The sequence below is a fragment of the Mesorhizobium sp. M1163 genome, from assembly GCF_040318415.1.
Lineage (GTDB): Bacteria > Pseudomonadota > Alphaproteobacteria > Rhizobiales > Rhizobiaceae > Mesorhizobium.
Genome location: NZ_JAMYMF010000024.1, coordinates 1 through 23511 on the forward strand (window position 1 = coordinate 1; position 23511 = coordinate 23511).

17 protein-coding genes are annotated in these 23511 nt (G+C 63.3%); 6 read left to right on the plus strand and 11 right to left on the minus strand.

Translation table 11 applies throughout. The annotated features are described in order from the left end of the window. Together NKH43_RS21880 and NKH43_RS21885 are read left to right on the plus strand one after the other, a co-directional pair. Positions 1–370: ABC transporter permease subunit (locus tag NKH43_RS21880; RefSeq protein ID WP_352859839.1), on the plus strand; the 370-nt coding region annotated here is incomplete at its 5' end. A 33-nt stretch (positions 371–403) separates the two neighbouring features. Continuing rightward, on the plus strand, positions 404–1405 hold the full coding sequence (locus tag NKH43_RS21885) for an Ldh family oxidoreductase (protein ID WP_352859840.1): 1002 nt from the start codon (positions 404–406) through the stop codon (positions 1403–1405). Positions 1406–1462: 57 nt separating this feature from the next. Here the strand turns inward: NKH43_RS21885 and NKH43_RS21890 are convergent, their stop codons facing one another. Beyond that, on the minus strand, positions 1463–1735 hold the full coding sequence (locus NKH43_RS21890) for a hypothetical protein (RefSeq protein ID WP_352859842.1): 273 nt from the start codon (positions 1733–1735) through the stop codon (positions 1463–1465). A 244-nt stretch (positions 1736–1979) separates the two neighbouring features. On the opposite strand from NKH43_RS21890, the gene NKH43_RS21895 reads away from it, so the two are divergent. Further along, positions 1980–2954: a complex I NDUFA9 subunit family protein gene (locus NKH43_RS21895; RefSeq protein ID WP_352859844.1), complete on the plus strand. Its 975-nt coding sequence runs from the start codon at positions 1980–1982 to the stop codon at positions 2952–2954. Positions 2955–2981: 27 nt separating this feature from the next. On the opposite strand, the gene NKH43_RS21900 is transcribed toward NKH43_RS21895, so the two are convergent. Continuing rightward, a complete protein-coding gene (locus tag NKH43_RS21900; RefSeq protein WP_352859845.1) occupies positions 2982–4355 on the minus strand; it encodes a cytochrome P450 in 1374 nt (457 codons plus the stop codon). Positions 4356–4472: 117 nt separating this feature from the next. On the opposite strand from NKH43_RS21900, the gene NKH43_RS21905 reads away from it, so the two are divergent. From NKH43_RS21905 to NKH43_RS21915, 3 genes are all read left to right on the plus strand, one after another. Continuing rightward, positions 4473–7139, plus strand: coding sequence for a caspase family protein (locus tag NKH43_RS21905; protein WP_352859846.1), 2667 nt, complete (start codon positions 4473–4475; stop codon positions 7137–7139). 146 nt (positions 7140–7285) lie between these two features. Continuing rightward, a complete protein-coding gene (gene gyrB / locus NKH43_RS21910; protein ID WP_352859847.1) occupies positions 7286–9757 on the plus strand; it encodes a DNA topoisomerase (ATP-hydrolyzing) subunit B in 2472 nt (823 codons plus the stop codon). Between the two features lie 248 nt (positions 9758–10005). Continuing rightward, positions 10006–10923, plus strand: coding sequence for a hypothetical protein (locus NKH43_RS21915; protein ID WP_352859848.1), 918 nt, complete (start codon positions 10006–10008; stop codon positions 10921–10923). Between the two features lie 103 nt (positions 10924–11026). Here NKH43_RS21915 and NKH43_RS21920 read toward each other — a convergent pair whose 3' ends face one another. From NKH43_RS21920 to NKH43_RS21960, 9 genes are all read right to left on the minus strand, one after another. Further along, positions 11027–12493: a hypothetical protein gene (locus NKH43_RS21920; RefSeq protein ID WP_352859849.1), complete on the minus strand. Its 1467-nt coding sequence runs from the start codon at positions 12491–12493 to the stop codon at positions 11027–11029. A 141-nt stretch (positions 12494–12634) separates the two neighbouring features. Continuing rightward, the gene (locus NKH43_RS21925) at positions 12635–14032 is read right to left on the minus strand and encodes an NAD(P)(+) transhydrogenase (Re/Si-specific) subunit beta (protein WP_023718039.1); all 1398 of its coding nucleotides are present in this window, start codon (positions 14030–14032) and stop codon (positions 12635–12637) included. Positions 14033–14038: 6 nt separating this feature from the next. Then, positions 14039–14461: an NAD(P) transhydrogenase subunit alpha part 2 gene (locus NKH43_RS21930; RefSeq protein ID WP_036244434.1), complete on the minus strand. Its 423-nt coding sequence runs from the start codon at positions 14459–14461 to the stop codon at positions 14039–14041. Beyond that, a complete protein-coding gene (locus tag NKH43_RS21935) occupies positions 14461–15735 on the minus strand; it encodes a Re/Si-specific NAD(P)(+) transhydrogenase subunit alpha (protein WP_023718041.1) in 1275 nt (424 codons plus the stop codon). Before NKH43_RS21935 ends, NKH43_RS21930 begins: the two co-directional genes overlap by 1 nt. Before the next feature lie 81 nt (positions 15736–15816). Beyond that, the gene (locus NKH43_RS21940; RefSeq protein WP_023718042.1) at positions 15817–16041 is read right to left on the minus strand and encodes an aa3-type cytochrome c oxidase subunit IV; all 225 of its coding nucleotides are present in this window, start codon (positions 16039–16041) and stop codon (positions 15817–15819) included. A 244-nt stretch (positions 16042–16285) separates the two neighbouring features. Continuing rightward, on the minus strand, positions 16286–16435 hold the full coding sequence (locus tag NKH43_RS21945) for a DUF3096 domain-containing protein (RefSeq protein ID WP_023718043.1): 150 nt from the start codon (positions 16433–16435) through the stop codon (positions 16286–16288). A 109-nt stretch (positions 16436–16544) separates the two neighbouring features. Further along, positions 16545–17228, minus strand: a complete 684-nt coding sequence (locus NKH43_RS21950) for an N-acyl amino acid synthase FeeM domain-containing protein (protein ID WP_245278538.1) — start codon at positions 17226–17228, stop codon at positions 16545–16547. Between the two features lie 244 nt (positions 17229–17472). Continuing rightward, positions 17473–19785 (minus strand): putative bifunctional diguanylate cyclase/phosphodiesterase, encoded by a 2313-nt coding sequence (locus NKH43_RS21955; RefSeq protein WP_352859850.1) that lies wholly within the window; start codon positions 19783–19785, stop codon positions 17473–17475. A gap of 152 nt (positions 19786–19937) precedes the next feature. Then, positions 19938–23417, minus strand: coding sequence for an indolepyruvate ferredoxin oxidoreductase family protein (locus NKH43_RS21960; protein WP_352859852.1), 3480 nt, complete (start codon positions 23415–23417; stop codon positions 19938–19940). Positions 23418–23511: the final 94 nt, after the last annotated feature.

Here is a 23511-nt window from a genome sequence, read left to right on the forward strand (position 1 = left end):
CTCGTATGCCGGCTATGAAGGTGAAGTGAAGCGTGGCGCCTTCGCCGGTGTACCGCATGGCCAACTCGAGGCGGCCCGCGCTTTCGGCATGAGCCGTTGGAAAATCTTCAGGCGAATATGGCTCCCGCAGGCGATCAGCCGGGCGCTGCCGACGCTGGCGGGTGAAACCGTTCTCCAGCTGAAAGCAACACCGCTGGTGGCAACGATAACCATGGTCGACATCTATGCCGTAGCCTCGCGGGTGCGCCAGGATCTCTTCGTCACCTACGAACCCTTGCTGCTTCTGGCGTTGGTCTATATGTCCATCACCGGTATCCTGGTGTTCGGCTTCCGCCGGCTCGAGGCGCGGATCCCGAGCAAGCTAGGCTAAAGCTGTTAAAGTCGCGAATTCAGGGCAGCTACAATGCAACTCAGTCTCGACCAGGCGACAGGGCTGTGCCGGATGGCCGCACTTGGCGCCGGCGCCAACGAAGAGGCGGCGCAGTCACTGGCTGCCTCGATCGTCGCGGCCGAGGCTGAAGGACTGTCGACCGTCGGGCTGTCGCATTTCATTGATTATCTCGAAGCGCTGGAAGCCGGCCGTATCGACGGCAATGCCGATCCTGTCATCACCAGGCCAGCGCTCGCGGTTTATCTCTCCGATGCCCGCGGCGGACTGGCGCATACCGGTTTCGACCGCACGATCGATGACCTCGCCAAGGCGGCGCGGCTGTTCGGCGTTGCCATCTTTTCGCAGAAGAATGCCTATACGTGCGGCGCGCTCGGCTATTTCACCGGACGGCTGGCCGCGCAGGGATTGGTGTCGTTCGCCGCGACCAACGGCCCGGCCGTGCTTGCCGGCTCGGGCTCGGTCAAGCCGGTCTACTGCACCAACCCGATGTCCTTTGCCGCACCCGCCGCGGACGGGGCGCCGCTGGTCATCGACCAGTCGTCGAGCGCCACCGCCTTCGTCAACATCCGCAAAGCCGCCGAGGATGGCAAGAAGATCCCCGAAGGCTGGGCACTGGACGCCAGCGGCAATCCAACCACGGACCCGGCAGCCGCCATGAAAGGCGCCATGCTTGCCTTCGGCGGCCAGCGCGGCGCCAACATCGCGCTGATGGTCGAGGTACTGGCTGCGGGCCTGTCGGGCGCCAACTGGTCCCTCGATGCGCCATGGTTCAGTGGCGGGCCGGACAGTCCGGGAACCGGCCTGTTCGTGCTCGCCGTCGAGCCCAAGCTGCTCGATCCGGACTTCGAGAAACGGATGAAGGACCAGCTCGACCGGTTGCGGCGGCGCTATGGCGTGCATGTGCCGGGGCTTGCCCGGGCCGAGGCCGCGGAGAAGGCGGCGGCGCGCGGCATAAGCGCGCCGAAAGCCGTGGTGCAACGCATTTCCGAATTCGCCGCGCGCTATTCGTCCTGAAGAAATTCGTTTGTCCGATGAGCGGCTGAGGAGGCCGGCCGATCCGGCAGCGCGAGCCTACTTCCCGCAATAATGATCGTTGATGACGTTCGCCGCATTCGCGTCCGGTCCTACCCTGTTGTAGGAGCAGGGTTCGGCGGCCGTCGTGAACAGGTGGTTGTCATAGTAGCGCGGGCCGCCGAACAGAATGTCGATGATGTCTCCGTTGGCCGGAACGTAGCGTTCGGGTTGAGCTTGGTGGTGATGCCGGTTTGCCGCGAATGCCGAGGCACCAATGCTGCAGCCTGCTGCGAAAGCCAGAGCGAAGAGCGCAACGCGTTTTGTCGTCATCGGCAATATCCTCCATTCGGAATCAAACCATACATCTAAAATCGCCGGCCGAACAAAGGTTCCTGTTTCGAATGGAGTTGCCGCAAAGCCGGGCGGCGGCGGCGTTTACTGCCATTTCGAACGGATATCAGAAATCATGCTTCAACAATGCCGGGCGACCGATGGTCGCCCTTTGCCTTTGGCGCGAAACCGACTATGAAACGGCTTCAATCAAGCCCATGTGGATAGCCCGCCGGAGCCAGCCATGACCGAAATCCTGCAGACCCCAAAGCTCGTCGTCGTCTTCGGCGGCTCCGGCTTTGTCGGTCGTCATGTCGTGCGGGCGCTGGCCAGGCGCGGCTACCGCATCCGGGTCGCCTGCCGTCGGCCCGATCTCGCCGGCCACCTGCAGCCGCTCGGCAATGTCGGGCAGATCCAGCCGGTGCAGGCCAATGTCCGGGTGCGCTGGTCGGTCGACCGCGCCGTGCAAGGCGCGGACCATGTCGTCAATCTGGTGGCGATCGCGCATGAGGCCGGCCGGCAGAAATTCACTGCCGTCCACGAGTTCGGCGCGCGTGCTGTCGCTGAAGCGGCGCGCGCCGTCGGCGCCGGCGTCACCCATATCTCGGCTCTGGGTGCGGATCTCCACGCGCAATCGGACTATGCGCGCACCAAGGCGCTTGGCGAAAAGGCCGTTCTTGAGACGGTCCAGGACGCTGTGATCCTGCGGCCATCGATCAATTTCGGGCCGGAGGACGGTTTCTTCAACCGCTTTGCCAACATGGCCCGCTTTTCCCCAGTCCTGCCGCTGATCGGCGGCGGTCAGACGAGATTCCAGCCGGTCTATGTCGGCGACGTCGCCGAAGCGGTGGCGCACTCGGTCGACGGCAAGGTCCAGGGCGGCCATATCTATGAGCTCGGCGGGCCGCAAGTGCTCACTTTCAAGGAATGCATGCAAGAATTGCTTGTTATCATCGAACGCAAGCGGTTTTTGCTGCCTATGCCGTGGTGGCTGGCGAACCTCCAGGCATCAATTCTCGGGCTGCTGCCCAATCCGTTGTTGACCAAGGACCAGGTCCTGCTGTTGCGCCAGCACAATGTCGTGTCGGATGCCGCCGTCAAGGACAACAGGACGCTCGCCGGCCTCGGAATCCAGCCACGGTCGATCGGAACCATCCTGCCCAGCTATCTCTGGCGCTACCGCGCCGCGGGCCAGTTCCAACGCAAGTCCGCCGCATAGTACCGGCGCGAATGGACGTTCAGCCGTTTACGAGGCGCGCCGGGTGACTTGCATCGGCAGCCCGCCTTGCGGTTGCGTCGTCAGCTTCTGCACCGGCCAGGGGCGGGTCTCCGCGGTGGTGTCGAAGCGGTAGCGCGACAGCATGATCGCCAACGCAATGATCGCCTCCTGCATGGCGAAGCTGGCACCGATGCAGACGCGGGGGCCGGCGCCGAACGGCAAATACTGGAAACGGTCGATCTTTTCGCGATTCCCCGGATGAAAGCGCTCCGGCATGAAAGCGTCCGGTCGGTCCCATAATTTCCTGTGGCGATGGACGACCCACGGCATCACCAGCACCGCGGCGCGGCGCGGTATATAGAGGCCGTTCCAGGTTTCGGGTTCGATCGGTTCGCGGTTGATCGACGGCGCCGGCGGATAGAGCCTGAGCGCCTCGTCGAAGGCGGCACGGGTCAGCGGCATGGCGTCGAGCCATTTCGTCGGGTCGGGCTCACGCGCCAGCACAGCATCGATCTCGTGCTCGATCTTTTCGCGCTCCCACGGCGCTTCGGCAAGGCAGTAGAGCGTCCAGCCGAGCGCCCTGGCTGTAGTCTCATGGCCGGCGCCGATGAAGGTGATGATGTTGTCCTCGACCTCGGCCCGGGTCAGCCCGCCCGGTCCCTCCGCCTTCAGCAGCAGCGTGAGAAAATCCTGCGGCACCGTGTCCGGAGCGCGCCTCAGCCGCGCCTCGCGCATCTGCACCGTGTCGGTTACGATCTTGCGGAAGTAGGCCATGGTCTTGCGGCCGCGGATGCGCGTCAGGCGCGGCAGCCAGTCGGGCGCACGCAAAAGATCGAGCGGATCGACCCGGCCCATCGTCTCGAACAGGCGGTCGATCTCCTTGGCGAAGCTGCCCGGCTCGCCCGATATCTCGCCCGAAAACAGCGTCTCAGCCAGGATGTCGAAGGTGAGCAGCGTCATGTCGTGGGCGATATCCGACGTGCCACCTTGCTCGTAACGGGTGATGAATTCGAGCGTGCGTTTCAGCATCGGCTCGGCGAAACCGAAAATGTGACGCGGCGTGAATACCGGCGCCATCGCCTTGCGCGAACGCCGCCACACCTCGCCTTCGGCGGTCAGCAGCCCGTCGCGCAGGATCGGCCGCAGGATCTTCTGGCGCACCGTCGCCATCTTGTAGTTCTTGGCGTTGTCGACCAGCACATGGCGGATGAGGCCGGGATCGTTGGCGATGACCAGCGGCCCACCGACGCCGTTCACCGAAATCCAGGGCTCGTTGTAGGTCGCCTCGCCCCACAGTTCGAGCGGATTGCGATAGACGATGCGGATCATCTCCAGCGTCGAAGGCGGCGCGGTGCGCGGCTTCGGCGCCGGCGGGACGAAGGGGACGGGCTGACTGTCCATGGCTTGCTCCGCTGACCCCTCAATGTAGTGGCTGGCAAGGCAGGCGTCCATGTGATCGGACGGCAGGGCCGGCTAACAACACGAACGGGCGGCTTGCCCATGCCATAAAGAGATGGAATGCTCCGGGAAATGACCGGGCCGGGGCGGTTCGATTTGCGTCTTCTGTTTGCTTTGCTGCTGATCCTCTCGACGGCCTCCGGTGCCATGGCGGAGCGGCGCGTTGCGCTGGTCATCGCCGAGAACGACTACCGGCTGATCCGGCCGCTCGCCAATCCCGTCAATGACGGCGAGGTCATGGAAACGGTGCTGAGGAAGCTCGGTTTCGAGGTCTTCCTCGAAACCAACCGCGACCTGCGGCGCATGCGCCGGGCGCTCGACGATTTCCGCGAGGATGCTAAAGGCGCCGACGTGGCACTGGTGTTCTTCTCCGGCCACGGCGTCGAGATCGCCGGCGAGAATCGGCTCCTGCCGGTGGATGCAGACGCGTCGTCGCTCGCTACGCTGGAAGGGACCAGCCTGCCGCTGGAGGAGATCCGCGCGGCCGTCGCCGCCACCAGCAAGGTCGGACTGATCGTGCTCGATGCCTGCCGCAGCGATCCGTTTGCTGCCACGGGCGGCGAAGGCCGCGGCGCAACGGCGCTGGTAAAAGAGGTCAGCGACAAGGTCAGGCCGGGTCTTGGCCGCATCGGGCGGGCAGAAAACATCCTGTTTGCCTTCTCGGCGGCGCCCGGCGAGACCGCCTCGGATGGGACCGGCCAGAATTCGCCGTTCACCGCGGCGCTGACGAAATACCTCGGCACCGACGGTCTTGAGATCCGCTCCGTGCTGACGCTCGTGCAGCAGGAGGTCTACGATCTCTCGCGCGGCAGGCAATTGCCCTATGTCGAGAGCGGCCTGCCGCAGTTGTTCTTTGCCACGACAGCCAAGGAGAAACTGCCGGAGCGCGAACGCTTGTTGCTGGCCATGGCCGAGGTGACGCCCGCGATGCGTGGCGAGGTGGAAAAGATCGCCAGCGACGCCGACATGCCGCTGGCACCGCTCTATGGCGCGTTGATCAGTTCCGATGCCGGCCGCCTCTCCGCGGACAGTCTGAACGCCAGGCTGCGTGAGGCAGCCGACGCCTTCGTCAAGGTGCGGAGCGAAATGCAGACGCTTTCCTCCGACGATCTCAGAGTGGCAGCGTTGCGCCGGCAGGCGGAAGAGCAGCTTTCGCTGGGAGCGTTCGATGCCGCGCGGAAAAAGCTTGCCGAAGCAGCCGAGATCGACAATATCTCGCGCAACGCGCTGAAGGCCAATTTCGTCAGTCGCACGCTTTCCGAAGCCGCGACGCACTATTTGTCCGGCGGGGCAGCGCGCGCCGACCTCGACTACGCCACAGCCATCAAGGATTATGAATCCGTGCTCACGCTTTATGGCGAAGCCGGACAGGTGGTGCTGTCGCTCGACGACGCCGACCGCTTCATCCGCACGCTGGACGAGCTCGGCAAGCTCTATACCACGGTCGGCAACATCGATGCTGCTGGCCGCGCCTTCGAGGCGCTGCAAGCCGATCTCGAGCGGCGGTCGCGCCACGAAACCGATCCCAACGTGAAGCGCGACTTCGCCGTCAGCCACGTCAAGCTCGGCAACGTGCGGATGGCGCAAGGCAATCTGCCGGCAGCGCTGCAAAACTATGAAACGGCCAAGACCATTCTGCAGGACCTGACCGAGGCAGAGCCGGACAATCTGGAGTGGTTCGGCGACCTCGCCATGACCGACGACAAGATCGGTAACGTGCTGGCGACGCAAGGTGATCTGGCCGGCGCCGCACAGGTCTATCAGGAAAGCCTGTCGATCAAGAAACAGCTCGCTGCCGGAGAGCCCGACCGTGCCGAACTGCAGCGCGACCTGACCATCACCTATGATGAGATCGGCCACCTTGCCCATGTCGCAGGTCAACTGGACAACGCACAGGCGGCCTATCAAGAGAGCCTGAAGGTGCGGCTGGCGCTGGCGGCGGACAGACCGGGAGACGCCGATCGGCAGCGTGACGTCTCGGTCAGCCACGATACGATAGGCGACCTGCTGCGCGAACGCGGCGACGCCGCTGGGGCGCTGACGGCCTACAAGGAAGGCCTGGCGATCGTCAAGCAACTGGCGAAACGCGATCCGGACGACACCGAGCTGAAACGCGACCTGTCCGTCGGCAACGCCAAGGTCGGCAACGCGCTGAGCGACCAGCAGAATTGGCCGGCGGCACTTTCGGCTTATCGTCAGGCACTCTCGCAAGCCAGCGCGCTCGCCGCCGGCGACCCGAACAACACCGATTGGCAGCGCGACCTGTCCGTGTGCCTCGAGAAGGTCGCCGGCGTCCTGGCGATACAGGGCGACCACAAAGGCGCACTGAAAGCCTATCTGGACAGCTACGCGATTGCGGAGAGGCTGGCGAAGCTCGATTCCGCCAATTCCGACTGGCAGCGGGACTTGTCGATAACGCTGTCCGAAGTCGCCACGCTCCGCCTCAGGCAGCGCGACGTCAGGGGAGCCCGGCAAGCCCTTCAGGACAGCCTTGCCATTCGCGAGAAACTTGCCCAGTCAGATCCGGACAACGCCACCTGGCAGCGCGACCTGGTGGTTGCCTATATCGACTACGCCCAAGTCGCAAAGGACCCGAAAGCCGTCCTTTCCAAGGCACTCGACATGACGCTGGAGCTCGACCGGACCGGTCGGCTGGCGCCGCGATACAAGTTCATGATCAAGTTTTTGCGTGAGCGGCTGGCCAGGATCGAAGCCAGGCGCCGGTAGCGGGTTCACGCGACGGTCATTCCGTTCGGAAATGCCTGCAAACCTTGGAAAAACCGCCTTTTGCGCCTATATCTACGACATTAGGAATGCGCGATTCGACGCCGATTTTTCGCGCTCTGCACACGGCACCAATCAGACAGGTTTTCATGAGCGACCACACCGACATCGCCAACGGCGTTGAAGCCGAATACGGCGCCGATTCCATCAAGGTTTTGAAGGGCTTGGACGCCGTTCGCAAGCGGCCGGGCATGTATATCGGCGACACCGACGACGGCTCGGGCCTGCACCACATGGTTTATGAGGTGGTCGACAACGCCATCGACGAAGCACTGGCGGGCCATGCCGACCTGGTGACGGTGACGCTCAATCCGGACGGCTCGGTGACGGTCATCGACAATGGCCGCGGCATTCCGACCGATATCCACACCGGCGAAGGCATTTCGGCGGCCGAAGTGATCATGACGCAGCTGCATGCCGGCGGCAAGTTCGACCAGAACTCCTACAAGGTGTCGGGCGGCCTGCACGGCGTCGGCGTGTCGGTCGTCAACGCACTGTCGGCCTGGCTGAAACTGAAGATCCGTCGCAACGGCCAGATCTACGAGATGAGCTTCACGCATGGCGATGCCGACGCGCCGCTGCGCATCACCGGCAGTTATGAACAAGACAAGGTCCCCGGCACCTATGAAGGGCGCAGCGGCAGCGAAATCACGTTCTTGCCGTCGTCCGAGACCTTCACCATGGTCGAGTTCGACTATGGTACGCTGGAGCACCGGCTGCGCGAGCTCGCCTTCCTGAACTCCGGCGTGCGCATCGTTTTGACCGATGCCCGCCATGCCGACATCGTGCGCCATGAACTGCACTATGATGGCGGGCTGGAAGAGTTCGTCCGATATCTCGACCGAACGAAGAAGCCGTTGCTCGACAAGCCGATTTCGATCCGCGCCGAGCGCGACGGCATCACCGTCGAAGTCGCCATGTGGTGGAACGACAGCTACCACGAGAACGTGCTGGCCTTCACCAACAACATCCCGCAACGTGACGGCGGCACGCATCTCGCCGGTTTCCGGGGTGCGCTGACACGCCAGATAACCGGCTATGGCGACTCCTCGGGCCTGACCAAGAAGGAAAAAGTGGCGCTGATCGGCGACGATTGCCGCGAAGGCCTGACCGCGGTGCTGTCGGTCAAGGTTCCCGACCCGAAATTCTCCTCGCAGACCAAGGACAAGCTGGTGTCGTCCGAGGTTCGCCCGGTGGTCGAAGGGCTCGTCAACGAGGCGCTCGGCACCTGGCTCGAGGAGCACCCGACCGAGGGCAAGGCGGTCATCGAGAAGGTCATCCAGGCCGCTGCCGCGCGTGAAGCCGCGCGCAAGGCACGCGACATCACCCGCAAGAGCTCGCTCGGCGTCACCTCGCTGCCCGGCAAGCTGGCCGATTGCCAGGAGCGCGATCCGGCGAAATCCGAGATCTTCATCGTCGAGGGCGACAGCGCCGGCGGCTCGGCCAAGGGCGGCCGTTCGCGCCAGAACCAGGCCATTCTTCCTCTGCGCGGCAAGATCCTCAATGTCGAGCGCGCCCGCTTCGACCGCATGCTCGGCTCCGACATGATCGGCACGCTGATCACTGCGCTCGGCACCTCGATCGGCAAGGATGAGTTCAATGCCGACAAGCTGCGCTACCACAAGATCATCCTGATGACCGACGCCGACGTCGACGGCGCCCACATCCGCACCTTGCTGCTGACCTTCTTCTTCCGCCAGATGCCGGAACTGATCGAACGCGGTCATCTATATATCGCGCAGCCGCCGCTCTATAAGGTGACACGAGGGAAGAGCTCGCAATATATCAAGGATGAAGCCGCCTTCGAGGAATTCCTGATCGGCTCGGGGCTGGAAGAAGCGTCGCTTGCGCTCAGCACGGGCGAGGTGCGGGCCGGACACGATCTGCGCAGCGCCATCGACGATGCCCTGGCTGTCCGCCAACTCATCAACGGATTGCATACGCGCTACAACAGTGGCGTGGTGGAGCAGGCAGCGATTGCCGGCGCGCTCAACCCCGAAATCTTCACCGACCTCGGTCGCGCCAACGAGATGGCCGAGCGCGTTGCCCGCCGTCTCGACATTATCGCCGAGGACACCGAGCGCGGCTGGACAGGCCGCATGTCGACCTCCAACGAGGGCGTCGGCGGCTATGTATTCGAGCGCACGGTGCGCAGCGTCAAGGAGTTCGCGCATCTCGACCTGGCGCTGATCAATTCCGCCGACGCACGCCAGCTCGACCGCTATGCGCCGCGCCTGGCAGAAATCTATGGCGAGCCGCCGGTGCTGCGCCGCAAGGATGTCTCCGAAACAATTTCGGGGCCGCTGGCACTGCTCAATGCCGTGTTTGCCACCGGCCGCAAGGGTCTGACCATGCAGCGCTACAAGGGCCTTGGCGAAATGAACGCCGAGCAGCTCTGGGAAACGACGCTCGACCCGAATGTGCGCTCGCTTTTACAGGTCAAGGTCAATGACGCGACTGACGCGGACTCACTGTTTTCGCGACTGATGGGCGACGAGGTTGAGCCAAGGCGCGAATTCATCCAGGAAAACGCGCTGTCGGTCGCCAATCTGGACATCTGAGCCGCCATCCAGAATACCCAGCCTGCAGGCATGAAGTGCATTGGTGCATCTTGGCGCACCGACGCCGACTGCTGCACCGCAACAAAGATCACCGAGGATCTCCCGGAACGGAAAGTCTTTCAAGGCATTGTAGTTGATCACAATCGCCGCAGGAGGCATTCATGGGACGTGGCATTTTGCTCTGGCTTCTCGGAGTCCCGATTCCGATCATTATTCTGATTCTGCTTTTTGCAAGGTAGGAGGCTTCCATGCCGTCCACCCTAACGACTACCGAGGTTTCCGCACCGACGGAATCCTCATCCCCCGCCGTCAGCTGGGGACCAATCGTCGCCGGCGCCTTTGCTGCGTCGACACTTACCTTCATTTTGATGCTGCTCGGGTCCGGGCTTGGGCTGAGTATGGTGTCGCCATGGTCCGGCTCGGGTGCGTCAGTCACCACTTTCGCCGTTTCCACCGCCGTCTGGCTGATCATTGTGCAGTGGCTGTCATCGGCCCTCGGCGGCTACCTTGCCGGGCGCCTGCGCACCAAATGGGTTGGTATCCACACCGATGAAGTCTTCTTCCGCGATACCGCTCACGGCTTCCTGGCCTGGGCGCTGGCGACGCTGCTCGTCGCCGGCGTGCTCGGCACGGCGCTTTCGGCCGCGATAGGTACCGGTGTCCAGGCCGCTTCGACTGTGGCATCCGGCGCGGCAATGGGCGCTTCGGCAGGTGCTGCTGCAAACGCTGGTGGCGCCTCGACTGACAACGCCACATCGTATTTCGTCGATACGCTGTTCCGCCCGGCCGATCCGGCAAGGCTCGCTGCCGCCAATCCGGAGAGCGACGCCGCGGCAACGGCGCAGGCATCGCGCATTCTGATCGCGAGTGCCGCAGCAGGCGAAATATCGGCCGACGACAAGACCTATCTGTCGCGGCTGGTGGCCGCCCGCACAGGCCTGTCCGAAGCCGATGCCACCGCTCGCGTCGATGCGGTAATCGCCAAAGCGCAGGAGGCCAAGGTCAAGGCCCAGCAGGCGGCCGACACCGCCAGAAAGGCAGGCGCCACCTTCTCACTGATTGGCGCGCTGTCGCTGGTCGTCGGGGCTTTCATTGCCAGTGCGGCTGCAGCACTTGGCGGCAGGCAGCGCGACGACGAGGAAGCGATTTTCCTGACCAATCGTTGATCGGCGCCTAAGCGAACTCGGTCCGCTTCGAAGATTACCCCGAAGCGGACCTTGCTTTGAGCTGTCGGCGCAGCATTGTCGTGCGTTGCTCGCCACCGACAGCTCAGTCCCCCAGCTTGCGGCCGAGATCGACCGCATCGCGCAGCACGGCAAGGTGCGAGCGCGGCACGCCGGACGGTGCGTTGGCCTCGACGCCGCTCGCCGTCAACGACCAGTAGAGCGTGTGTGTGAAGACGCGGCCGAGCGAGCCGCGCAGCTCGACCTGGATGTTTTCCACGCCCGGACCAAAGTTCTCCGTCATCGGCCCGGAGATCGGGTCGCCGGTCAACCAGCCATTGCCTCTGTCGAAAATGTTGGTCCAGCGCATCGCGGCAAACATCGCGCCATGATGCACCGCCCGCTGTGGCTTGCCCGAATGGCTGCGGCCTTCCTGATAGAGCATAGTCCCGCCCGCCGCCCTGTCGGCGATCGGCGGGCATGCCGAGAACAGCCGCTCGGCGATGCCGCGCCTGAACTCGGCAAGATTGTAGGTCACCAGAAACTCGCTGTGGGTCAGCGGACTGCCGAGCGTGACGAAATCGCTGATCTTCCACGGCAGCGGATGATCGGCGTCACTGTCGCGAAGCTGCCGGTAGAGTTCCCATTGGCCGCGCCGGAATGTGGGGAGGTCATCGAGGCGGTCGGGCCAGGCGGAAGCATCGGCGGCCAGCGTCGCCTTATCGACGGCGTGGATCGCCTTCAGCCTCGCTCTGTCGCGAATGGCTTCCAGCTTTCGAGGCCTGAAATCGGCCCACAATATCTGCAACAGATCATAGGCTATGATCGACCCCAGGCTGTGCGAGACCAGCACGATGCGGTCGTAGGCGTCGTCCACCATAAGGCGCTTCAGCAGCTTGAGGCCACGCTCGCGGACCAGCGCGCGCTTCTCGACCGTCGCCGCTTCGGCCCGCACATAGGCGGCGACATCGCCGAAATAGGGCAGGCCAAACTGGTCCACCGACCAGATAACGAACGACGCCAGGACGGTGACAAGCACGCCGGTCGTCCAGGAGATATAGCCTTGCCAGGCCGACGTTGCGAGCGCCAGCGCCGCGCCAAGGACGACGATGGTGGCCAAAAGCGTGACGACATAGAGTTTGCGCACATCGCGCGGAATATCGGCGGGCTTGCGCCAGAGCAGGGTCGTCACCCAGGCAGCAAGGCGGCTCCGGGTCGTGCCCTGGGTGATGTCGGCCCAGTAAAGCTCGTAGAAATCGGTGCGGCGGCCATCGACATCATACGGTGTGGTGATCCGGCGAAGCTCGTGCGAATTGGTCCGGCTGTCGGGCGTGATCCAGCTCTGGTTGATCTTCGCACCCATTGGGTCGGCCGGATCAGCGACATGGGCATAGAACGGAGCACGGGCCGGATCGTGGCTCCAAACGGCCTGGACAAATCCCCTCAACGTGTCCATGGGCCGCTGTTCGCCCATACCGTGCACGACCACCACCGCCTGGCTGCGCTTGCGCGGCACCTTCTCTGCTGCGGTCAGATCGGCGGCCGGCGACGCGGCAGAACCAGGGTCGGGCACCAGCACCTCCACCGATGACGCCGTTAGACAAGACGACGGGTCGCTATCGTAGCTTCAGAACCGGTAACAGCCAAGAAAAAGCCCGGCGCGGAGCCAGGGCTGTATTTCGACGACCGGCAGTGAGTTGGCAACGACGCCGTTTCAGTGATCAATCGCCTTGACGATCTCCTCGGTCATCTTCTTGGCGTCGCCGAGCAGCATCATGGTGCCGTCCTTGTAGAACAGCGTGTTGTCGATGCCGGCATAGCCGGACCCGAGCGAGCGCTTGACGAACAGGCAGGTGCGCGCCTTGTCGACGTCGAGGATCGGCATGCCATAGATCGGCGACGATTTGTCGTCGCGGGCGGACGGATTGGTGACGTCGTTGGCGCCGATGACATAGGCGACATCGGCCTGCGCGAACTCAGAGTTGATGTCCTCCAGCTCGAACACTTCGTCGTAAGGCACGTTGGCTTCCGCCAAGAGCACATTCATGTGGCCGGGCATGCGGCCGGCCACCGGATGGATGGCGTATTTGACGTCGACGCCGTTGGCCTTGAGCTTGTCGGCCATTTCGCGCAGCGCGTGCTGCGCCTGGGCGACGGCCATGCCGTAACCCGGCACGATGATGACCTTTTGCGCATTCATCATCAGATAGGCGGCATCCTCGGCAGAGCCCTGCTTGACGGTGCGCTCGATGCCGTCGTCGGCAGCGGCTGATGTCTCGCCGCCGAAGCCGCCGAGGATGACCGAGATGAAGCTTCGGTTCATGCCTTTGCACATGATGTAGGACAGGATGGCGCCCGATGAGCCGACCAGCGCGCCGGTGATGATCAGCGCCAGATTGCCGAGCGTGAAACCGAGTGCCGCCGCTGCCCAGCCCGAATAGGAATTGAGCATCGATACGACCACCGGCATGTCGGCGCCGCCGATCGGGATGATGAGAAGGACGCCGAGCACGAGCGAGGCGGCAACGATCAGCCAGAACACCAGCTTGGACTCGGTGGTGACGAGCAGCATGATCAGCACAATGAGCGCTATGCCCAGGGCTGCGTTGATGAAGTGACGGCCGCCGATCATGATCGGCTTGCCCGACATGCGGCCGTCGAGCTTCAAGAAGGCGATGACCGAGCCGGTGAAGGTGATGGCGCCGATGGCAACGCCGAGGCTCATCTCGATCAGCGCCTGGGCATGGATATCGGCGACGGTGCCGATGCCGAAACTTTCCGGCGCATAGATGGCGGCGGCCGCCACCATGACCGCGGCAAGACCGACCAGCGAGTGGAAGGCGGCGACCAGCTGCGGCATCGAGGTCATGGCAATGCGCCGTGCCGTGACCGCACCGACCGAGCCGCCGATGGCGAGGCCGAGCACGATCAGCGCAAAGCGGCCGGCGGAAGGGGTGGCCAGCGCCAGCGTCGTGACAATGGCGATGCCCATGCCGATCATGCCGTACATGTTGCCCTGGCGGCTGGTGGTCGGATGCGACAGGCCGCGCAATGCCAGGATGAACAGGATGCCGGAGACCAGATAGAGGAAGGAGGCGAAGTTGGCGTTCATAGCGGCCTACTTTTCCTTCTTCTTGTACATGGCCAGCATGCGCTGGGTGACGAGGAAGCCGCCGAAGATGTTGACCGATACCAGCATCAGCGCAACAAAGCCGAAGCCGGTGGCGATGCCCGAGGCCGAGATGCCGACGGCAAGCAACGCGCCGACGACGATGACGGAGGAAATGGCGTTGGTGACCGCCATTAATGGCGTGTGCAGCGCCGGCGTGACCGACCAGACGACGTAGTAGCCGACGAAGATCGCCAGCACGAAGATGGCGAAGCGGAAGACGAAGGGATCGATCGCGCCGCCGGACAGCGCGTGCGCGGCGTCACCAGCGGCCTCGGTGCCGGGCGCGGTGGCCAGGTTCTGTACCGCAAGGCGGACGGCAGCTGTGGCCTGGTCGAGCTGGTCGAGGGCTTTCTGCAGGGTCTGATCCATCACGCGATCCCTCCGGTGGTCTTGGGCTTCCTCGAAGCGGCCGGCCTCTTCGCAGCCGGCTTCGCCGAAGCCTCGGCAACCATCGTCTTGGCCGGAATGGCCGGCGGTTCGACATGTTGGCCCTTTGGCGGCTCCTGCTCAGCCCTGACGAAGGCGGGATGCACGACCTTGCCGGCATCGGTCAGCATGGTTGCCTTGACCAGCTCGTCGTCGCGGTTGATGGCAAGCGTCTTCGTCGCCTTGTCAACCAGCGTCTCGAGGAAGGCATAGAGGTTTCTCGCATAGAGCAGCGAGGCGGAGGCGGCGACGCGACCGGGAACGTTGAGATGGCCGACGATCTTTACCCCGTTGGCGGTGGTCACCACCTGCCCCGGAACGGCGCCCTCGACGTTGCCGCCACGCTCGACCGCAAGGTCGACGATCACCGAGCCGGGTTTCATCGAGGCGACCATCGCCGCCGAAACCAGCTTCGGCGCTGGCCGGCCGGGGATGAGCGCCGTGGTGATGACGATGTCCTGCTTGGCGATGTGCTCGGCGGTCAGCGCCGCCTGCTTGGCCTGATACTCCTTCGACATTTCCTTGGCGTAGCCGCCGGCCGTCTCGGCCGCCTTGAATTCCTCGTCCTCGACCGCCAGGAACTTTGCGCCGAGCGAAGCAACCTGCTCCTTGGCAGCCGGGCGCACATCGGTGGCGGTGACCACGGCGCCGAGGCGGCGCGCGGTGGCGATGGCCTGCAGACCGGCGACGCCGACGCCCATGATGAAGGCCTTCGCCGCCGGTACCGTGCCAGCCGCCGTCATCATCATCGGCAACGCCCGGTCATATTCGGCAGCCGCGTCGATCACCGCCTGATAGCCGGCGAGGTTCGCCTGGCTGGATAGAACGTCCATCGACTGGGCGCGGGTGATGCGCGGCATGAACTCCATGGAAAAAGCAGTAGCACCGGCCCTGGCCAACGCGGCGACGCCGGCATCGTTGCCATAGGGATCCATGATGGCGATCACGGCAGTGCCCGGCCGATAGACTTTCAGCTCGGCATCGCTCGGCCGGCGCACCTTCAGCACGACATCAGCCCTGGAAACATCGCCGGCCTTGCCGATCGCGGCGCCGGCCTTGGCAAACTCCTCGTCGGGAATGCGCGACGCCGCGCCGGCGCCAGCTTCGACGACCACGTCGAAACCCAGCGCCGCCAGCCGCTTCACCGTGTCGGGCGAGGCCGCGACGCGCGGCTCGTTCGCGTCGAGCTCACGAGGGATGAAAACCGTCTGTCCCACCGCATGATCCTTTCGGCCGCAACCCGTTACCGCAAGACGCCGGCCGGCCCCCGGCGGCGTCCTCGACAAAAATTGGAGGAGTTATCGGAGAATAAAGGCGCCGACGGCCAGGATCAGAACGAACAGGATGGTCCCCGAGAAGAAGCCGCCCACAAAGAAGCCGAACGCCATGGCCAGAAGCACTGCGGCGCAAAACAGCGACCCGTATTTGGCCAGCATCAGGAAGCCGGCATAGGTGCGGTCGTGCTCGGCATAGTCCATCTTCGCGCCCAGTTCGACAGGACCGGTCGGCGTGTGTTCAGCCATAGGAATACCCCTTCGAAGACATCTTTCAGGCACATAGCGAAAAGCCGCGTTAAGGGCAATGGCGCTATTGCCGCATCGCCGCAGCGCCGCAGCCAACAGTCTCAAGCGAAACTTGAAATCGCTGCGTCAATGATGTGCCGCAACGTGCGCAGCGGCTATGACTGACCCAACCCCTGAAACGAGGCGGGTCGGAGCGCGGCGATACCAATCACAATGGATGGCAGGTCCGCTATTGCCGATGTCGTTAGCTGGCGAGATGCGGGAACAGCCCGAGCAGGCCGACAACGATCAGATAAAGGGCGACGATATAATTGAGCAGCCGCGGCATCACCAGGATCAGCACGCCTGCAATCAGCGAGATAAGCGGGGTAAGGGCGAGTGTCGAAATGGTCATATCGGTTCCTTGGATCGGATCGCTATCGAAGCGATGCTTGGCGGATGCCAGCCTACCACCAGCACCTTGCCCAGAACGCCGAAGCTACCGGAAGGCTCCATGGGCTCGTTCAGGCGGCTTCGCGAAAATACTTGGCGGTAGGCAGGATGGTCAGCGGAGCGAGTTCGCCGGCACCGGGCGCATTGAATAACATACGCTGCTCCATTGGCGTCGAACGGAAGAATGGAAAGCGCGACAGCGACCGTTCGCGAATAGCGCCAACATCAGCACGGTAGAGCACGACCTTGTTATAGACGCCAGGATAGGCACGAGGCTCACTGATCTTCTCGGCGTAGTAGATCCGCTTGTAGAAGCCGGCGTGATCCTCGCGGATGGTCGAAAGGCAATAGGGCGCGTTGAAGTGAAAACATGCCATGCCGGCGAGCCGCAGCGTGAGATAGGGTATTTGCGGATAGACGCGCGACCATTCCGGGTCGGAGGCGAACCGACTGGGGCAGACGAAGCTCATGCCCTCCTCGAGCATCGGCATGACGATGTCACCGAAAGCTTTGGTGGAAGGCGATCTTGGCGTCGACAGCGTTACGTGATGAATACGCAGTGTGCTGACGAGTTCCTGGTCGATGTAGACACCGAACCGGAAGACGTTAGGCACCTCGTCGAGTTCGTCGTGAATGGTGTGGTTCTCGTTATCGGGAACCATATCGTTGGAACGGTACGACTTGTAGCGCAGGCGATAGATGTCCTCGAGATCCTCGCCCTTGTCGCAACGGCGGTATTCCGTCCGCTCCAGCATCGCCGAAACATTCCTGGCGAAACTAGACATAGTTTCGGACGAATTTTCACCGCCCGCGCTCGCCGCATGGCCGAGCGAACTCAACTGGGCACACATGAACTCTATTCCCCGCGATTACCGCCACCAGCCGACACTACGGACGGGTCATGAGATGTAAAGATGAAAATAAGTACGAGCTCGTTTACCGCTCGTTAAGGTTAACAATTAATAAAATTATACTAAAATACGCGGTTTTCAGCGCAAATCAGCGCCGCGGCGCCTTCCTTGCGGTCTGGATGTCTTTGGCGAATGGCCAGACGGTGCTTGACATCGTCTCGATGCCGGACGCGCTGAGTGCCGACCCGAACAGAAAGCCCTGGACCAGGTCCGGCTTGACCTGCAATGCTAGGATCTTGAGCTGTTCGAAGGTCTCGACACCTTCGACGGTAACCGAAAGTCCCAGCGGCCGTGACAGGTTGACGATGCCCTTGAGCAATTCGAGCGACCGGCTGTTCTGGGTAACGTCGATCAGGAACGAGCGATCGATCTTGATCTTGTCGAGCGGCAGTTTGTGGAGATAGCTCAGGCTCGAATAACCGGTACCGAAATCGTCGAGCGCGATGCGAACGCCGAGCCGCTTCAATTCCTCGATATATTGGCGTGTCAGCGACTTGTCATCGAGCAGCGCCGTCTCGGTGACCTCGATCTCGAGGCGGTCGGCCGGCAGACCGGAACCGGCCAGCGCATCGCGAACCTTCTGGATGACATCACGATTGCGGAAATCCTTGGCCGAGAGATTGACCGACACGCTGGTCTGGGCCGGCCATTTGGCGCATTCCGTGCAGGCCGCATGCAGGACGAAAGTGCTGATGTCGGAAATGATGCCCATTTCCTCCGCAAGAGGAATGAAGATACCGGGGGAGATCGGCCCGAGGTCGGGATGATCCCAGCGGCACAGCGCCTCGCAACTGGCGATCCGCATCGTGTTCATCGCGACGATCGGCTGGTAGACGACTCGCAGCTCCTTGTTTTCCACCGCACTGCGCAGATCCGCCTTCATCAGCTGGCGGCTGCGGAAGGCAGCGTCCATGGAGGCCTCGAACAGCCGCCAGCCGTTCTTGCCAAGCTCCTTTGCCTTGTAGAGTGCAAGGTCGGCCTTGACGATCATGGCATCGACGTCGGTATCCCTGACCCGCGAGAGCGCCGCACCTCCGCTGGCCTGGATGCGCAATCCGTGGCCGGCGACATCGACCTCGCCCTGTAGATTGACAAAGATCTCATCAACCTGGCCGGTCAGATGGCTTTCATCTTCGATGCGTTCGAAGAAGATCATGAACTCGTCGCCGCCGAAGCGGCTGACGGTGATACCTGGCCCGGCGATCGCGGCCAGCCGCTCAGCGACGGCGTAGATCAAACCGTCACCGACCGGATGGCCGAGCGTATCATTTACGCTCTTGAAATCGTCGAGGTCGAGCACGACCAGCCCGCAGAGACGGTCCGGATCGCCCGAGGCCATGGCCTCCACGACCAGCTCATGGAAATAGGCGCGATTGGGCAGACCGGTGAGACTGTCGTAGCGCGCCATGAAGCGGATCTTGTCCTCCGCCTCGACGCGGGCGGTCACATCCTCGAAAGTGATGACGCCCAGTTCCTGGCTGCCTTCCCGGGCAGAAAATTCATAGTGCTGGCCGTTGGCGAGCGAGACCAGAACCTTGCGGTCGCGGCCCTCGCGCAGGGCGCGCGTCAGTTGGGCTTCGATGTAGCGGCAATCCTTCGGCGCCAGCATGCCGCCGGCAACGCCGCGCATCAGCAGACCGTGGATCGACCGTCCGAGCAAGGCATCCGGCGATTTGAGCGACATCAGGTGCGCGGCTTCGGCATTGGCCACCGCTACCCGGCCGTCCGGACCGAGCATGACAAGACCATGCGACATGGTGTTGAGGGCGCGGTTGAAACGCTGTGCGATGCGGTTCGCCTTTTTTTCCTCCGAGACGGCGGCAAAAAGCACGTCGCGGACCGTGTCGGCGAATTTGCGAATAGCAAACAGGAATGGGGCGGACAGGAGCCCGAGAAGGATGTGGTAGATATCGCCACGTAAAAGGAACCCCAACGAGATCGGCCACGTCAAGGCAAGCGTCAGGATGGTGACCATGCGCGGGGAGCCATAGTTGCGCCCGGCAATGGAGGTGGCCGTGGCCAGCGTCAGGCAGACGGAGGCGATCTCAGCGAAATTGTCGCGCGCAAAATAGATGCCAAGCAGGCAGAAGGCGCCAAGCGTGAGCCCGTGCAAGGAGCCATAGAGGATGTAGTCGTTCTCGCGCTTGTGCGCCTCTTCCCAGGTCGCCGGCGGGGGCAAGCTGTTGTATTTGCGGAAGTTTCTCATACGGAAGATGCCGACGAGAACCATCGCGATCGCGACAAGCAGATAAAGCGGGTCGCCGCTTTTCCACCAGACAAGGCCGATCAGGAAGGTCTGCGCGACAATGCCGATCGAAAGCGTAACGCCGTCGCGAAACAGGGTTTCCACGAACGGAATGTAAACGTCGACCGGAATCTCGTTTTTTCGTCTCAGATTCACGCCTGGATCCCAACCCTGGGGAACCCAGCAGTGTCACATTCGCCTTAAGAAAGGTTTAGAGAGGCGGTTCGAGCCCTGCCGGCGTCCATCGTTGACGCTGCGGAAACAGGGAAACTACAGTTCAGGTAAACAACGGGTATCGCAGCGCTGAATCATTCGGCGGCTTGAAGCTGCGGCCGGAGCGGCGCCGTCGAAAGGCGGTCGAGCAGACGCTGGCGTTCGCCGGCGGCTTTTTCGGCACTGGCCCGCTTGACGTGGCCATAGCCGCGGATGAGCGCCGGCACCGCGACAAGCGCGGCAGCGGCCTCGATCTTGCCCGGTGCCAGCGCGCCGGCGACAAGCTCCAGGTCGGCCTCATAGATGGCAAGAAGCTGCCGCTCCATACGCCTCTCGGCGCTGTAGCCGAACAGGTCGAAAGCGGTGCCGCGCAGGCCCTTCATCGCCGCCAGCAGGCGGAACCCGTTCATCATCCACGGACCAAAGCTCGATTTCTTCGGCTTGCCGTCACTGCCGCGCCTGCCCATGATCGGCGGTGCGAGATGGAATTCGAGCCTGTCGTAACTCTGGAACTGCTTTGCGAGATCTGCGGCAAAGGAGCCGTCGGTATAGAGCCGCGCCACCTCGTATTCGTCCTTGATCGCCATCAGCTTGAACAGGTTCTTTGCGGCAGCTTCGGTCACCACGGTCGAACCGGGCACGAGCTTGGTTTCGGCCTTACGCAGCGCTGCCAGTCTGTCGGCATAGCGCTTACCATAGGCGGCGTTCTGATAGGCGGTCAGGAAGGCGACGCGGCGGGCAATGATGTCGTCCAGCGTCTCGGCAATCGCGGCAGGCTGCGTGGCCTTGCCCGGCTGGGTGAGAAGGCCGCGCACGAAATCCGGCTGGTGGGCGGCGCGGCGACCCCAGCGAAATGCCGCGATATTCATCGCCACCGCCTCGCCGTTGAGCTCGATTGCCTTCTCGACCGCCTCGTCCGACAGCGGCAAGCCGCCGTGCTGGAAGGCGAAGCCGAGCATAAACATGTTGGCGCCGAGCGAACTGCCGAACAGCGCGGTGGCGGTGTGGGTCGCGTCGAAGAAATGCGCCTTGTCGTCGCCCGCGGCAGTTCTTATCGCTTTCTTCAGCCGCTCGATAGGCAGCGAGAAATCGGCCGAACGGGCGAACTCGCCCGGCATGATCTCGGCGGTGTTGGCGAGGAAGATGGTATGGCCTTCGCGCACCGCGGCCAGCACCTTCTTTGCACCCGAAACGACGAGATCGCAGCCAAGCACGAGATCGGCCTTGCCGGCCGATACGCGAATGGCGTGGATGTCGTCCGGCGTGCGGGCAATACGGACATGGGTGAACACCGAGCCGCCCTTCTGGGCGAGGCCGGCCATGTCGATCATGCCGCAGCCCTTGCCTTCGAGGTGGGCTGCCATGCCGAGCACCGCGCCTATGGTGACGACGCCGGTGCCGCCGACACCGTCTATGATCGCCGCCCAGCCTTGTTCACCGAGTGTAAATTGCGCCGGCGCCGGCACCCCAGCGAGCGGGTCGGCCGTGCCGGCTATGCCTTCGGCTTTCCTGATTTTGGCGCCGTGGACGGTGACGAAGGACGGGCAGAAACCATTGACGCAAGAGAAGTCCTTGTTGCAGCTCGACTGGTCGATCTTGCGCTTGCGGCCGAATTCGGTCTCGACCGGCTGGATCGAGACGCAATTCGACTGCACGCCGCAATCGCCGCAACCTTCGCAGACCAGCTCGTTGATGAAGATGCGCTTGTCGGGATCGGGGAAGGTGCCGCGTTTGCGGCGGCGGCGCTTCTCGGCGGCGCAGGTCTGGTCGTAGAGCAGCACCGAGACGCCCTTGACCGAACGCAACTCGCGCTGGACGAGATCGAGGTCGTCGCGGTGGTGGATGGTGGCGCCGGCGGGAAATTCCACCTTGCCGGTATATTTGTCCGGCTCGTCGGTGACGATGGCGATGCGCTCGACGCCCTCGGCGCGCACCTGCCTGGCGATCATGTCCACCGTCAGGCCGCCCTCGTGCGGCTGCCCGCCGGTCATCGCGACGGCGTCATTGTAGAGGATTTTGTAGGTGATGTTGGCGTCGGTCGACAGCGCGAAGCGGATCGCCAGCACACCCGAGTGGTTGTAGGTCCCATCGCCCAGATTCTGGAAGATGTGCTCGCGCTTCGAGAACGGCGCCTGGCCGACCCACTGCGCGCCCTCGCCGCCCATGGCAGTGAAGCCGACGGTGTTGCGGTCCATCCACAGCGCCATGAAATGACACCCGATTCCGGCGGCGGCGAGCGAGCCGTCCGGCACCTTGGTCGAGGAATTGTGTGGGCAGCCGGAGCAGAAGAAGGGCGTGCGCGAGGCGATGTCTGACGTGTCGGCCAGCATCGCCTGGAACTGGCGCAATTTCGCCACCCGCGCGGCAATTTCTTCCGACGGGCCGATCGTTAGCAAGATCCTCTCGCCGAGCGCGATGGCAATGTCGTTGGGGTCGAGCGCGCCCTTGGCCGGGAACAGCCACTCGCCGCGTTCGTTTTTCTTGCCGACGATGATCGGCTGCGTGGCGGTGCCGTAAAGGTTCTCGCGCAGTTGCACCTCGATCAGCGAGCGTTTCTCCTCGACGACAACGATGGTGTCTAGGCCGCGAGCAAAGTCGGCGATGTGCTGCAGGTCGAGCGGCCACGGGCAGCCGACCTTGAACAGCCTGATACCGATGCGATTGGCGGCCACTTCGTCGATGCCTATGTCTTCGAGCGCCTGCCGAACGTCGAGATAACTCTTGCCGATGGTGACGATGCCAAGCTTCGGGCTGCTGCCGCCTGAATAGACGATCCGGTTCAGCCCGTTGGCGTGGATGAAGGCCGAAGCAGCGGCGCGCTTGTATTCATGCAACCGCTCCTCCTGGCCGAGCATGTCGATCTCGTTACGGATGTTGAGGCCGCCGGGCGGCATGTCGAAGTCCGGGATGACGATATCTAGCCGGTCGAGCGCGGCATCGACCGAGGCCGTCGATTCGATGTTGTCCTTGACGCATTTGATCGCCGCCCAGGTGCCGGCAAAACGCGACATGGCAAAGCCGTAGAGGCCGTAGTCGATGATCTCCTGGACACCGGCCGGATTGAGGATCGGCACCATGGTGTCGACAAACAGGAACTCGGTGGCATGCGCGTTGGTCGAGGATTCGGCCATGTGGTCGTCACCCATCAGGGCCAGCACGCCGCCATGTTTCGACGAGCCGGCAAGATTGGCGTGACGGAACACGTCGCCGGAGCGGTCGACGCCCGGACCCTTGCCGTACCAGACCGAAAAAACGCCGTCACGAGTGCCCTCGCCCAGCAATTCGGCCTGCTGCGAGCCCCAGCAGGCGGTGGCGGCGAGCTCCTCGTTGAGACCGGGCTGGAAGACGATGTCCGACTGCGCGAGCTGGTCCCGGGCCTTCCACAGCTGCATGTCGAGGCCGCCGAGCGGCGAGCCGCGATAGCCGGAGACGAAACCGGCGGTGTTCAGGCCAGCCCGGCGGTCGCGCTCGCGTTGCATCAGAAGCATGCGGATGACTGCTTGGGCACCCGACAGGAAGATGCGCTCCTTTGCCAGGTCGAACTTGTCGTCGAGCGCGACATTGTGCAGCGTCATCAGGCATTTCCTGTGCGGAAGCCACACGTGGAGGGTGCGCGGCCAACGTCGGAGTCAAGTACCTATAGTCTTTCTTCCCTTGCCGGGGAGGTCA